A 12,723-nucleotide genomic window follows, 5' to 3' on the forward strand; every position below is an offset into this window, starting at 1 on the left:
GCGGCCGGCTGCCCGGCGGCGCGGCTGGCTCAGTGCGCCGGCGCGGTGTCGCGGCGCAGGAAGGCGATCGGCGGTGCGTACTTCGTCGTGCCGCGCTTCTTCTGCGTGACCAGCGTCAGGCCGGACGGCTTGAAGACGTTGACGTTGTGCGTATTCGGCGTCGTCACGATGTACTGCGCGCGCGTCGCCTGCAGGAAGGCGCCGACCTTGTCGATGTTGAAGATGTCGAGGTGCGCGAACGGTTCGTCGATGAACACGAAGCCGCCGCTCTGGTCCTCGTCCATCAGCAGGCCGACGAGCAGGATCATCGACTTCATCACCTGCTGGCCGCCGGACGCCTCGCCGTCGTTGAGGCCGATCATGCCCTTCTGGTCGAAGTTGAACTGCACTTCGAGGCGTGCCTGCGACAGCGTGAGGTCGTCATTGGTCAGCTGCGGCGGCTCGACTTCGACGTCAATGCCGGCCAGCGCGCCGAGGTGGCGCAGGTTCTGCGCATAGCGGCGCACCGTCGCGCGCAGCACGCCGATGTACTGGCTGCGCGCGCGGTCGGTGCTGCTGCGCGCGCGTTCGAGATGCACGTCCTGGTCGCTGATGCGCGATTCGAGCTGGCGATGCTCGGCATCGAGCTTGTCGCGGATCGCGACGCAGTTGGCGTCGGTGTTCCAGCGGCCGTCGTCGCGGCGCCGGTGCAGGCGCTCCATCTCGCGTTCGACCGCGCCGCTGGAGTCGTAGCGGGCGCGGGCCTCCGCCATCGCCGCCGCGCTGCGCCAGTCGGCCGGCTTGCCGCGCCGCAGGCGCCGCCATTCGAGCACGTGCGCGGCGTAGGCGCGGCGCGACTGCTCGAACTCGGCCTGCAGCTGCTGCTGGCGGACGCGCGTCTTCTGCAAGGCCTCTTCGGTGCGGTCGTGGCGCGAGGTGAGGCGGTGCAAGGCCTGCGACATCTCGTAGTAGCGCGCCGCCGCTGCGGCGCGCGCCGCGCTGATGTCCTCGAGTTCCTGCGCGAGGCGCGCGGCCTCGGCTTCGGCGGCCTCGAATTCCGGCGCGCGCGCCGCGATCTCGCGCGTGGCGTCGACGCCGGCCAGCGCCGACTGCACGTCGGCGAGCTTGCGCGTGGCGAGCGCCAGCGCCTCGCGCAGGCCTTCGCGCTGGTCCTTCAGCTCTTCGAGGCGGCGGCGCGCATCGGCGACCGCATTGCGACCGAAGTGCACGTCGACGACGCTGATGTCGCGGCCGCCGCGGCGCTCGCGCTGATAGGCGCGCGGCGTGATCCACGACTGGCTCTCCGGCAGGCGCGCGCCGTCCTCGGTGCTGTCGACGCGCTGGATGCCGTCGAGCAGCTTGGCCAGCCACACCGGCGGATCGGCGTGAAAACGCACGCATTCGAGCAGCGAGCCGCGCTGCGGCAGCGGTGCCGGCGCGCGATCGGGCACGACGTAATGGCGATAGCGGTGCTGCTCGCCGAGACGCCAGGCCGCGGCGCGGTCGCCGGGCTTTTCGAGCAGCACCAGATGGCGCACGCCGGCGAGCACCGATTCGACCGCGAGCTGCCAGGTGTCGTCGGTGATCTCGACGATGTCGCCGAGCATGCAGTGCGCGATGCCGGCGTCGCGCAGCGCCTGCGAGAACGCGCTGACTTCGCGCGGCTCCGGGCGCCGGCCGCTGTCGAGCGCGGCGATGCGCGCCTGCAGCTCGCCGATCTCGCGGTCGACGCCGTCGATCTGGCCTTGCAGCTCGTAGCGGCGCCGGCCGAGCTTTTCCTGTTCGCGCAGCGCGGCTTCGGTGTCGAGGCCCTCGGCCTGTTCGGCGAGCTGGTCGAGCAGGCGCTTGCGCTGTTCGAGCACGGCCTGCGCCTTGCCGAGCGGGCGTTCGATCTGGCGCTCCTGCTTCTGCAGGCTTTCCATTTGCGCCTTGCTGTCGGCTTCGGCGGCCTCGGTGTCTTCGCGCTCGCGGACCAGCGCGCCATGCTCGTCGGCGAGGCGTGCGAGCTGGGCGCCGAGTTCGGCGACTTCGCGGCGCTTGCCGAGCAGCTGGGCGCGGCCGCCGCGCAGGCTGTCGAGCAGCTCGGCGAGCTGCAGGCGCGGCAGCCACTGGCCGGTGAGATCGGCGAGTTCGCCGAGCAGGCGCTCGTACTCGCGGTACGAGTTGACGTCGGCCTCGGCGGCCTGCAGCTGGGTGTGCAGGCGCGCGAGCTGGGTCTTGAGCTCGTCGAGTTCGCGTGCGCAGGCCAGCTGGTCCTCGCGCGCCTTCTGATAGTTGTCGAGCACTTCCTGATCGCCGAACACGTCGAACACGAGGTCGAGCAGCTGGCGCGGCGAGTATTCGCAGAGCTTGTCGGTGTGGCCCTGGTCGAGCGCCAGCACGCGCTTGATCGCGCGCGTCAGGCCGGCGTTTTCGAGCTGCGATTCATACTGGCGCACGCCGATCCAGGTCACCGCCTCGCTGCTCTCGGCGACCTCGACCGGCACGTCGCCGGCGCCGATGCCGTAGCTGCGTTCCCAGTCGCCGCCCTTCTTGCGGATGCGGCAGAACAGCGTGACGGTCTCGTCGGTGATCGGCCAGAACGCCAGCTGGCCGTTGCTGCGGCGCGGGTTCGAGACCGTCGCGCGCAGCCACGCCGACGGACGATCGGCGCGGCGCACGTAGCGCTTGTAGTCGCGACCCTGCGAGCAGTTGATCGCCAGCAGCGTGCGCAGCGCGTCGAGCAGCGTCGTCTTGCCCGAGCCGTTCGGCCCGACGACGGTGACGATGTTGGCGTCGAGCGGCAGCGTGAAGCGTTCCCACCAGTCCCAGTGGACGATTTCGATCTTGTGGAAGCTGAACATCGGGTTCTGGTCTAGTCGTCGTGGCGCGGCGCGTCGGCCGCGGCAGGGGCCGTGCCACCGGCGTCGTCGGCGCCGGGTTCGCCGGCGCTGAATTCGTCGGCGATGTCGGCGTCGGCGTCGGCGTCGAGTTCGACGCCGGGCGGCGTGTCCGCGACGTCGTCGTTGGCGGGCGGCGGTAGCTCGTCGTCGCCGTCGTTGGCGGCGCCGCCGAACAGCTCGGACAGCGTGCCGTTGAGGATGCGCTCGGCCATGCGCTTGTAGTCGAGCACGAGGTCGAGCAGCGGGCCTTCGTAGATGCGGCCGTCGCGGCGCTCGATGAAGCCGAGGCGCGACAGCACCGGCAGGCCGAAATTCTTGATGCGCGTGCGGCCGCCGAGGCGCTCGCCGAAATCGGCGAGCAGCGTCGCTTCGGCGACGTTGATGCCGAGCTCGGCGGCGGTCGGGATCGGCTTGGCCTCGGCGAACATTTCCGACTGGCGCAGCCGTTCGAGTTCGGTCTGCCGCTCGATCTGGCGCTGCCGCTTGGGCAGGATCAGCAGCGCCCACAGCACGACCAGCAGCGCGATCTGGTCGCGCTTGAGTTCGAGGTTGTTCGACAGCCAGGCGTCGTCGCTGCCGAATACCGGCTGCTCGAACTCGCGGCGGATGCGCAGGGTGACGTGGTCGGCGTACGGATGCTCGACGAATTCGAGGCCGCAGGCCGCCAGACGCTCGCTGAGCGCGTTGTAGAAGAGATCGTCGGTCAGCGCTTTGCGGACCATCGGGTCCTTGCGCGACAGCACGCGGTGCGCGGACAGGCGCGCGACCAGGGTTTGCAGCTCACGTTCCACGCGGGGAAGCCTCCAGGTGTCCGGCGCTCATTTCGGCGACGCCGTCACGTCCCACTTTGATGATGTCGTCGCGCACCTTCAGGCGCCGATCGATACGCGCCAGGTCTGCGACCGGCCCGGCCAGCGACGCCGACTCGCGGTCGCCGAGCAGCGCCAGCAGCGACAGGCGATAGCTCGACAGTTCGTAGTCGCGCAGCGGCACGGCCTCGTGCAGCGGCCAGCCGTCCGGTGCGACGCGCAGATCGCCGAGCCAGCGCTCCAGTTCGGCGTAGTCCGGCGGCTCCAGGTGCACGTCGCCCTGCGGCGCCTCGCTGGCCGGCGGCAGCGTGGCGTCGAGCTTCTCCGGGCGCAGCTTGTCGACCAGCTCGAACTCGGCGACGTCGAGCGCGATGTCGCCGAGCGCGAACGCGAAGTCCGGCACCGGGCTGATCGCGCCGTGCAGCAGGCCGGCGAGGCGTTCCTGGCCGAGGCCGCGCAGCCAGGCGTTGACGTCCGAGGACGACAGGCCGCTGGCGCCGAGATGCACCTTCTGCTTTTCCAGCTGGTTGAGCGCGCGCTGGAAGGCGCCGCTCATGCGCAGCAGCTCGCTCTGCACCTGGCCGATGCGCTGCGCGAGGCGGTGCGTCGGCCCGTCGAGCGCGTCGCCGTCGGTGATGTCGCGCAGCACGTCGCTGCCCTTGTCGACCCAGGTCCAGGCCGCGGCGAGCTTGCTTTCGGCGGCGCGGATGCGCGATTCCGACCCGGACAGGATCGCGCGCTCGAACTCGTCCTTCAGCTCCAGCAGACGCGCCAGCAGGTGCTGCAGCTCCGGTTTGGCGAGCGTGCCGAGCGCGCCGCTGCCGGCGACCTGCGCGGCCAGGTAGCCGAGATCCTCGCCCTCCTCGCCGAACTTGAGCAGCGCGGCGAGCGCGGCGACCGCCATGCGGCCGAGCGGACTGACGCCGTAGCGCGAGGTTTCCGAGTCCCAGGCCAGCAGGCCATGCACGCGCAGGCGGCCGATCAGGTGTTCGAGCTTGCCTTCGTCGAGGTACGGGAACTGCTGGCGCAGCTCGCCGGCGCTGACGAACGGCTCGGCGCGCGCCGCCAGCTCGTGCAGCACGAGCAGGCGGATCATCACGGCGGCTTCGGTGCCGGTGAACAGCGCGATCAGTGCCTGCAGGGTCGGACGGGCGCCGCCCAGCGCATGCAGGGCAGGGACGTCGGCCGGCTCGACGCCGGACTGGAACCAGTCGGCGAGGCGGTCTTCGGTAAGGTCGGGACGCATCCGGACAAGTGTAGCGATGGCTTGCCGCGACAACAGTCTTGACGCGGCGCGCGCTTCCGGGTCCGGGCGGCTCCGGCTAGCGCTGCGTCACGGAAATTCGATGACCTGGCGCACCGCCGCGCCGCGCGCCAGGCGGTCGAAGGCGGCGTTGATGTCGTCCAGCCCGAGCCGATGGGTCAGCAGGCGCTCGATCGGCAGGCGCCCGGCGCGGTGCAGCGCGAGGTAGCGCGGCAGGTCGCGGGCCGGCACTGCCGAGCCCATGTACGAGCCTTTCACCGTGCGCTCCTCGGCGACCAGGCTGACCGCCGGCACGCGGAATTCGCGCGACGGGTCCGGCAGGCCGGCAGTGATGGTGGTGCCGCCGCGCCGCGTCGCCGCGTAGGCGGCGGCCAGTGCCACCTCGCTGCCGGCGGTTTCGATCGCGTAGCGCACGCCGCCGCGCGTCAGCTCGCGCAGGCGGGCGATGGCGTCCGGCTCGGTTGCCAGGATCGTGTGCGTGGCGCCGAGGCTGCGCGCCAGTTCGAGCTTGGCCGGCAGCACGTCGACGGCGATCAGCGGCTCGGCGCCGGCGGCGACCGCGCCGAGCAGCGCCGCCAGGCCGACGCCGCCGAGCCCGAAGATCGCGACGCTGTCGCCCGGCGCGACGCGCGCGGTGTTGACGACGGCGCCGACGCCGGTCATCACCGCGCAGCCGAACAGCGCGGCGATCGCCCAGTCCGGCCGCGGCTCGCCCGGCGTGCCGATCTTCACCGCCGAGCGCGCCGAGACGACCGTCGCCTCGGCGAAGGCCGAGACGCCGAGATGATGGTGCAGCGGCGCGCCGTCGGCATGCCAGCGCTGCGCGCCGGACAGCAGCGTGCCGGCGGTATTGGCGCGCGCCCCCGGCTCGCACAGCGCGGCGCGGCCCTCGGCACAGTAGGCGCAATGGCCGCAGACCGGCACGAACGAGAAGACCACGGCGTCGCCCGGGGCGAAGTCGCGCACATCGGCGCCGATCGCCAGCACCTCGCCGGCCGCCTCGTGGCCGAGCACCATCGGCAGCACGCGCGGCCGCGAGCCGTCGATCACGGACAGGTCGGAATGGCAGAGGCCGGCGGCGCGGATCTTCACCAGCAGTTCGCCGGGGCCCGGCGGGTCGAGCTCCAGCGTCTCGATCGTCAGCGGCCGCGAGTCGGCGTACGGCGCGGCGCGGCCCATCTCGCGCAGCACCGCCGCGCGCACTTTCACGCGTGCGCCCCGTAGGCGGTGACGAGGCGCGCCAGCGCCTCGCGCAGCTGGCCGCCGGGCGCCGACGGGCGGCGCGTCACGCGGTCGACGAACACGTGCACGAACCAGCCTTCGGCGGCCGGCGCCTTGCTGCCTTCGCGGAACAGGCCGATCTCGTAGCGCACGCTCGAACTGCCGAGATGGGTGACGCGCAGGCCGGCGTCGATGGCGTCCGGGAACACCAGCGAGTCGTAGTAGCGGCAGCTCGATTCGGCGCACAGGCCCATCAGCGCGCCGCGCTGGATGTCGAGCCCGCCGGAGGTGATCAGATAGTGGTTGATGACGGTGTCGAAGTAGCTGTAATACTCGACGTTGTTGACGTGACCGTAGACGTCGTTGTCCTTCCAGCGCGTGGTGATGCGCAGGAAGTGCGGATAGGCGCTGCGCGGCGCACGACTGCTCGACGGGCTGCTCATGGCGGACTCCTTCCCCGGATTTTTGCTGCGCAGTGTACGCGCTCGGCCGCGCCGGACGGACGATTCCCATCGCCGCGGCGATCGGGAAGAATCGCGGCTGCGGCACCCAGAACAAAACGACGAGGAGAAACCATGTCCCTGACCGCCGGTCTGCCGGGGCAACTGCCCGGACAGATGATGGACCAGCCGCTGCTGGTGTCGGCGCTGCTGGCGCACGCCGAGCGCTACCACGCCGACACCGAGATCGTCTCGCGCACGATCGAGGACGGCCGCCTGCATCGCTATACCTACGCCGACGCGGCGCGCCGTGCGCGGCGCATGGCCAAGGCGCTGGCCCGGCTCGGCGTGCGGCCCGGCGAGCGGGTCGCGACGCTGGCCTGGAACGGCTATCGCCACTTCGAGCTGTACTACGCGATCTCCGGCAGCGGCGCGGTGCTGCACACCGTCAACCCGCGGCTGTTTCCCGAGCAGATCGCCTGGATCATCAACGACGCCGAGGACGGTGTCGTGTTCTTCGACCTGACGTTCGCGCCGCTGATCGAGAAGCTGGCGCCGCAGTGCCCGGCGGTGCGGCACTGGGTGGCGATGAGCGACGCCGCGCACCGCCCGCAGGCGGCGATTCCGCGGCTTGGCTGCTACGAGGATCTGCTCGCCGCCGAGGACGACGACTACGCCTGGCCGCAGTTCGACGAACGCGCGGCGAGCGCGCTGTGCTACACCTCCGGCACCACCGGCCATCCGAAGGGCGTGCTCTACTCGCACCGCTCGATGCTGCTGCACTGCTACGCGAGCTGCCTGCCGGACGTGTTCGGCTTCTCGGCGCGCGACTGCATCCTGCCGGTGGTGCCGATGTTTCACGTCAACGCCTGGACGATTCCGTACTCGGCGCCGATGGTCGGCGCCAAGCTGGTGCTGCCCGGCGCCGCGCTCGACGGGCCGAGCCTGTGTGAGCTGTTCGAGGCCGAGGGCGTGACGTTCACCGGCGGCGTGCCGACCGTCTGGCAGGGCATCCTGCAGCATCTGCAGAAGACCGGCCGCAAGCCGACGACGCTCAAGCGCGGCGTGATGGGCGGCTCGGCGGCGCCGCCGGCGCTGATGGAAACCTTCGCGCGCGACTACGGCGTCCAGATCGACCACGCCTGGGGCATGACCGAGCTGTCGCCGCTCGGCGTCTACAACCGCGAGAAGCTCAAGCACGGCGGCCTCGGCGACGAGGCCCGGCGCGCGCTCGCCGCCAAGCAGGGCCGGCCGCCGTTCGGCGTCGAGATGAAGATCGTCGACGCGGAAGGCCGCACGCTGCCGAACGACGGCGAGGCGGTCGGCGAACTGCTGGTGCGCGGCCACTGGGTGGTCGGCCAGTACTTCAACGTCGGCGCGCCGACGCTGCGCGACGGCTGGTTCCCGACCGGCGACGTCGGCAGCATCGACGCCGACGGCTATCTGTGGATCACCGACCGCGCCAAGGACGTCATCAAGTCCGGCGGCGAGTGGATCGGCTCGATCGAACTCGAAAACCTGGCCTGCGCGCATCCGGCCGTCGCGCAGGCGGCGGTGATCGGCGTCGCCCATCCGAAATGGGATGAGCGGCCGCTGCTGGTGATCGTGCCGAAGACCGGCCAGCAGCCGAGCCGCGAGGAACTGCTGGCCTGGTACGAGGGCAAGATCGCCAAGTGGTGGACGCCGGACGACGTGGTCTTCGTCGAGCAGCTGCCGCTGACCGCGACCGGCAAGATCTCCAAGCTGCAGCTGCGCGAACAGTTCCGCGACCATCGCCTGCCGGGCGCAGCGGGCGGCTGAGGCCGGGCAGGGCCGTCGTTACCATCGTGCTGTCACGCGCCGCGTGCTAGCGTGCGGACGGGCCGCGGCAGCGCGGCGCAACAGGGGGAAGACATGAGGGCGAAGCAGCGGCGCGCGGTGCGCAATCTGGTCGGCGGCGTGGTGCTGGCGATCCTGGCCGGCTGCGGCGGCAGTTCGTCGTCGCCGGACGGCACGGTGGTCGACGGGCCGGTCGGCACGCCGGATGCCGAGGCCTGGGCGGCTGCGCGCGCTTACCTGGATGTCGTCGAGCACTCGCCGAAGTTCGACGAGTGCCTGACGTCCGACGCCGCGGCCGAACCGTGGAAGTGCCTGCGCGGGCCGCGTTCGGGTTCGACGCTCGGCAAGGCCGTTGCCGAATGGCTGCGTGCGCAGCTTGCGGCGACCGACGGGCTCAGCGGCGTGCGCCTGCAGACCTTCGCGATTCCCGGCTTCCGGCCGCGCGCCTACGATCTGCGCGTCGACACCGACGCCGGCGCCGTATCGGTTCCGGCATTCCCCTGGTACTACCGTGGCACCACGCCGGTGGGCGGCGTTTCCGGCGCGATCGTCGATCTCGGCGACGGCAGCCTGCTGTCGCAGCTGCTCGCCGGCAGCCTGCAGGGCAAGGTCGCGTACCTGAAGATCTCGCTGACGCTGAACGCCGAGGCCGGGCAGTCCGACGATCGCCTGCAGCAGATCCAGGACAAGGGCGCGATCGCCGCGATCGTCGCCACCGACGCGCCGGCCAATCTGATCGCCGCGCAGAACTACGACATCCGCAACGGCTCGCGCGCGCTGCCGACGCTGATCGTCGGCAAGCAGGACGGCGAGCGCATCGCCGGCTGGGCCGGCCGCACGGCGCGCGTCACGGTCGTCGCCGACCCCGCCGACGGCAGCAGTCAGAACGTCGTCGCGCGCCTGCCGGGCGCCGATCCCTCGCATGTCATCGTCGTCGGCACACCGATCAACGGCTGGCTCAACGTCGGCGGCGAGCGCGCGCCGGGCGTCGGCATCCTCGTCTACATGGCGCGCTACTTCGCCGAGCTGGCCCGCAACAATGGCCCGCTGCCGTACACGATCGACTTCGTCGGCACCGGCGGCCACGAGATCTACGCGGTCGGCGTCGACCGCTACCTGTCGTGCCTGCCGGCCGAGCAGATCATGGCCTACATCCATCTCGGTTCGGGGCTCGTCTATCCCGGCTATCGCGACGGCCTCGACGGCGAACCGCAGGCGACCGGCAAGCTGTCGGTCGCGCGCACGCTGGCGATCTCCGAGAACAGGCTCCTGCACGACGCCGCTGACCCCGCGTTCGCCGATCCGGTGCTCAAGCCCTACTACGCGTTCCCGCCGTCACTGTTCATTCCCGGCGAGAACCGCGCGCCGTACGCCAAGGGTATTCCGACGGTCGGCATGAACGGCACCAATCCGTACTTCCACACCGCGGCCGACGACGACACGCAGATCGCGCGCGAGGCGCTCGGGCCGATGGCGGTGGCGTTCCGCGACACGGTCGCCGCGCTGCTGCAGACCGATCCGGACGCGCTGCGGCGCGCCAACGCGCTGGCCGCGGCGCTCGGCGCCGGCGGCGAGGCGCCGTTCTGGGAGTGCGCCGAGTAAGTTCCCCGCTGGGGCCGGCGGCGCAGCATGCTCTTCCCGCCGATCCCGGCGGGCGGGCGCTGGTTCCTGACCGGCGCTGCGATGCGCCGCTCCGGCCGCGACGCCTGCAGCCGGAGCTGCGCGCGCGAATGAAACCTTCTTCATCGGCGGTCCGGCGCGCCGCCGATTCACCGGCCGTTCACGCCGCCGCGCCTAGAACGGCGCGATGGCGCTGCCGCATACCCCGTTCGCCGATCCGCAGCTCGTCCGCCTGGGCGCGACGGCGCTCGCGCTCGGCGCGCTGCTGACGGCGGAATCGCTGTGGCCGCGGCGGCGGCCGCGGCGCGGGCGGCGCTGGCTGCGGAACGTCGCGCTGCTGGCCTGCGCGGGGCTGGTGCTCGCGGCGCTGCCGGTCGCCTCGATCAGCGTTGCGGCCTGGGCGCGCGCGCAGGGCCTCGGCCTGTTCGCGCTGCTGCCGCTGCCGGCGGTGCTGCAGATCGGACTCAGCGTCGTCGCGCTCGATCTGGCGATGTACTGGCAGCACCGCGCGATGCACGGTCCGGCCTGGCTCTGGCGCCTGCACCGTGTCCACCACAGCGACATCGAATTCGACGCCACCACCGCGCTGCGCTTTCATCCGGCCGAACTGCTGGTCGCGACGCTGTGGAAATGGGCGGCGATCGTGCTGCTCGGCGCGCCGCCGTCCGGCGTGCTCGCGTTCGAGGCGGTGACCGGTGCCGCGGCGCTGCTGGTGCACGCCAACCTGCGCCTGCCGCTGCGAGTCGACCGTGCGCTGCGCGTGCTGTTCGTGACGCCCGATTTGCACCGCGTGCACCACTCGGTCGAGTTCGACGAGGGCAACCGCAACTTCGGGACGATCTTCTCGGGCTGGGACCGCCTGTTCGGCAGCCATTGCGCGCAGCCGCGCGGCGGGCACGAATGGATGCCGATCGGCCTGCCGGAGTTTCGCGAGCCGGACGCGCAAGGTCTGCGCGCGCTGCTGCTGCAACCGCTGCGGCGTTAGCTAGCGTCGCGCCCAGTCGAGCGCGTCCTCGAGCCGGTCGTTGCCCCAGAACAGTTCTGCGCCGACGACGAAGCTCGGCGCGCCGAAGATGCCGCGCGCCTGCGCCGCTTCGGTGTTGCGGCGCAGCTTCGGCTTTTCGTCGTCGCGCTGCGCGAACGCGAGCGCCGCGTCCGGATCGGCGACGCCGGCGCGGACCAGCGCGTCGCGCACCGCGGCCGGTGTACCGATGTCGCAATCCTCGGCGAAGTTGGCGGTGTAGATCGCACGCACGAAATCCGGCAGCCACGGCGCGTCGACGTGGCTGCAGGCGACGCGCGCGGCGAGCACGCCGGTGCGCGGAAACGCACTCGGCATCCGCCAGGCGAGGCCGTGCTTGGCGCACAGGCGCTCGACGTCGCGCCACATGTAGCGGCCCTTGTCGGCGTGGGCGAGGAACGGCGAGCTCTCGTAGCCCTGGCGCTGGAAGATCGGGCCGAGCAGGAACGGCTTCCAGTCGAGCGCGACGCCGGCGGCCCGCGCCGCCGCCCCGACGCGCATCGCCGCCGGATAGGAGTAAGTGCTGGCGAACTCGAACCAGAATTCGACGCGCGCGGTGCCGCTGTGCGTCGCGCTCATGCGGCCACCAGCCGCTGCGCGGCCTGCCAGCGTGCGCCCGGTGCCAGGTGCAGCGGCTGGCCGATCGCCGCCGCCTCCAGGCACAGCATCCGGCGCCAGCCGTCCGGATCGAGATCGGCGAGCGCGGCGGCTTTGGCCGGCCCCGGGTTCCAGACCACGAGGTCGGGGAAATTGCGGTTCTGCACGAGCAGGCGCGCGTCGCCGTCGCGCAGCTCGATCTGCGTCGGCGCGTGGAAGTAGATGCGGTCGACCTCGCCGTCGATCGCCAGCGCCGCGCGTGCCTCGACGCGGCCCGGCTCGCCATGGCCGCGCTCGCCGCGGGCCGCGTCGCGGTAATGCAGGCCCTGCAGGCCGAGCACGCGCGCCGCGGCGATGTCGGCGACGCGCAGATAGGTATGCAGCGCCGCGGTGAACGTGAACGCCGCACCGCCGAGGTTGACGACTGCCAGCGCCATCTCGATTTCGTCGCCTTGCAGCTCGACCGTCAGCTCGGTCTGGAACGCATGCGGCCAGAGCGCGCGGGTCGCGGCGTCGTCGCGCAGCGTGAACGCGCAATATGCGCGGCCATCGTCGCGCCGGCCGTGCGCGGCGAGGCGCCATTCGCGATCGCGTGCGAAACCGTGCTTCGGCAGCGGCCCCTCGGCGGCGAACTGCGGAAAGATCAGCGGCACGCCGCCGCGGATCGCCCGGCCGGGACCGGCCTGCGTGCGGCCGCTCAGGTACAGGCGCTCGCCGCCGCGCGCCGGTTGCCACGCGCAGAGCTGCGCGCCATGCGGCGAGATCAGCGCACGCGCGCCGTCGGCGGCGCGCAGTTCAAGAGTGGGGACGACGGGCGCGCTCATGGCGTCAGCGTGCCGGGTGCGCGAGCAGTTTCATGCGGCGCATTGTGCCTGTCTGGCTGCCACAGCGGAACGCGGTCGACGGGCATCGGGCACGCGATCGGAGTTCCGCCTGATCAGGGGCTTTTCGATGAATGCGATGAATTCCCATCTTCGGTCATCGCCATCGTTCTTGCAGACGTACCATATTTGAGCAAATTCGTGATAATCGAAATAGAAAGCATCCGGATGTGACATTTTTTTGAAAAAGT

At 71.4% G+C, this 12,723-nt stretch carries 10 protein-coding genes; 3 read left to right on the forward strand and 7 right to left on the reverse strand.

All coding sequences use genetic code 11. The features are described from left to right. Positions 1–29 precede the first annotated feature (29 nt). The 5 genes from K343_RS0119920 to K343_RS0119940 form a co-directional block, all read right to left on the reverse strand. Positions 30–2,822 carry an AAA family ATPase gene (locus tag K343_RS0119920; RefSeq protein WP_028009558.1) on the reverse strand — a complete coding sequence of 931 codons (2,793 nt, stop codon included), beginning with the start codon at positions 2,820–2,822 and terminating at the stop codon, positions 30–32. A gap of 11 nt (positions 2,823–2,833) precedes the next feature. Further along, positions 2,834–3,652, reverse strand: coding sequence for a hypothetical protein (locus K343_RS0119925; RefSeq protein ID WP_028009559.1), 819 nt, complete (start codon positions 3,650–3,652; stop codon positions 2,834–2,836). Next, the gene (locus K343_RS0119930; protein WP_028009560.1) at positions 3,642–4,916 is read right to left on the reverse strand and encodes a hypothetical protein; all 1,275 of its coding nucleotides are present in this window, start codon (positions 4,914–4,916) and stop codon (positions 3,642–3,644) included. The genes K343_RS0119925 and K343_RS0119930 overlap by 11 nt, the downstream gene beginning before the upstream one ends. A gap of 87 nt (positions 4,917–5,003) precedes the next feature. Next, positions 5,004–6,143 carry a zinc-dependent alcohol dehydrogenase family protein gene (locus K343_RS0119935; RefSeq protein WP_028009561.1) on the reverse strand — a complete coding sequence of 380 codons (1,140 nt, stop codon included), beginning with the start codon at positions 6,141–6,143 and terminating at the stop codon, positions 5,004–5,006. Next, positions 6,140–6,598 (reverse strand): acyl-CoA thioesterase, encoded by a 459-nt coding sequence (locus tag K343_RS0119940; protein ID WP_028009562.1) that lies wholly within the window; start codon positions 6,596–6,598, stop codon positions 6,140–6,142. The genes K343_RS0119935 and K343_RS0119940 overlap by 4 nt, the downstream gene beginning before the upstream one ends. Positions 6,599–6,730: 132 nt before the next feature. Between K343_RS0119940 and K343_RS0119945 the strand changes: the two genes are divergently transcribed. The 3 genes from K343_RS0119945 (at position 6,731) to K343_RS0119960 (ending at position 11,018) form a co-directional block, all read left to right on the forward strand. Next, the gene (locus tag K343_RS0119945) at positions 6,731–8,395 is read left to right on the forward strand and encodes a 3-(methylthio)propionyl-CoA ligase (RefSeq protein WP_084616020.1); all 1,665 of its coding nucleotides are present in this window, start codon (positions 6,731–6,733) and stop codon (positions 8,393–8,395) included. Between the two features lie 93 nt (positions 8,396–8,488). Beyond that, on the forward strand, positions 8,489–10,015 hold the full coding sequence (locus K343_RS0119950) for a M28 family metallopeptidase (RefSeq protein WP_028009564.1): 1,527 nt from the start codon (positions 8,489–8,491) through the stop codon (positions 10,013–10,015). Positions 10,016–10,220: 205 nt separating this feature from the next. Next, positions 10,221–11,018 (forward strand): sterol desaturase family protein, encoded by a 798-nt coding sequence (locus tag K343_RS0119960; RefSeq protein WP_051278751.1) that lies wholly within the window; start codon positions 10,221–10,223, stop codon positions 11,016–11,018. Here K343_RS0119960 and K343_RS0119965 read toward each other — a convergent pair whose 3' ends face one another. Together K343_RS0119965 and K343_RS0119970 are read right to left on the reverse strand one after the other, a co-directional pair. Then, the gene (locus K343_RS0119965) at positions 11,019–11,633 is read right to left on the reverse strand and encodes a 2-hydroxychromene-2-carboxylate isomerase (protein ID WP_028009566.1); all 615 of its coding nucleotides are present in this window, start codon (positions 11,631–11,633) and stop codon (positions 11,019–11,021) included. After that, a complete protein-coding gene (locus tag K343_RS0119970; protein WP_028009567.1) occupies positions 11,630–12,475 on the reverse strand; it encodes a D-hexose-6-phosphate mutarotase in 846 nt (281 codons plus the stop codon). The genes K343_RS0119965 and K343_RS0119970 overlap by 4 nt, the downstream gene beginning before the upstream one ends. Between the last annotated feature and the right edge of the window lie 248 nt (positions 12,476–12,723).

The sequence above is a fragment of the Solimonas flava DSM 18980 genome (assembly GCF_000426685.1).
Lineage (GTDB): Bacteria > Pseudomonadota > Gammaproteobacteria > Nevskiales > Nevskiaceae > Solimonas > Solimonas flava.

What these genes read in the sequence shown, in the direction of transcription:
- K343_RS0119920 (WP_028009558.1), bottom strand. Translation starts at nt 2,822, where the DNA reads ATGTTCAGCTTCCACAAGATCGAAATCGTCCACTGGGACTGGTGGGAA.
- K343_RS0119940 (WP_028009562.1), bottom strand. Translation starts at nt 6,598, where the DNA reads ATGAGCAGCCCGTCGAGCAGTCGTGCGCCGCGCAGCGCCTATCCGCAC.
- K343_RS0119945 (WP_084616020.1), top strand. Translation starts at nt 6,731, where the DNA reads ATGTCCCTGACCGCCGGTCTGCCGGGGCAACTGCCCGGACAGATGATG.
- K343_RS0119965 (WP_028009566.1), bottom strand. Translation starts at nt 11,633, where the DNA reads ATGAGCGCGACGCACAGCGGCACCGCGCGCGTCGAATTCTGGTTCGAG.
- K343_RS0119970 (WP_028009567.1), bottom strand. Translation starts at nt 12,475, where the DNA reads ATGAGCGCGCCCGTCGTCCCCACTCTTGAACTGCGCGCCGCCGACGGC.
- K343_RS0119930 (WP_028009560.1), bottom strand. Translation starts at nt 4,916, where the DNA reads ATGCGTCCCGACCTTACCGAAGACCGCCTCGCCGACTGGTTCCAGTCC.
- K343_RS0119950 (WP_028009564.1), top strand. Translation starts at nt 8,489, where the DNA reads ATGAGGGCGAAGCAGCGGCGCGCGGTGCGCAATCTGGTCGGCGGCGTG.
- K343_RS0119960 (WP_051278751.1), top strand. Translation starts at nt 10,221, where the DNA reads ATGGCGCTGCCGCATACCCCGTTCGCCGATCCGCAGCTCGTCCGCCTG.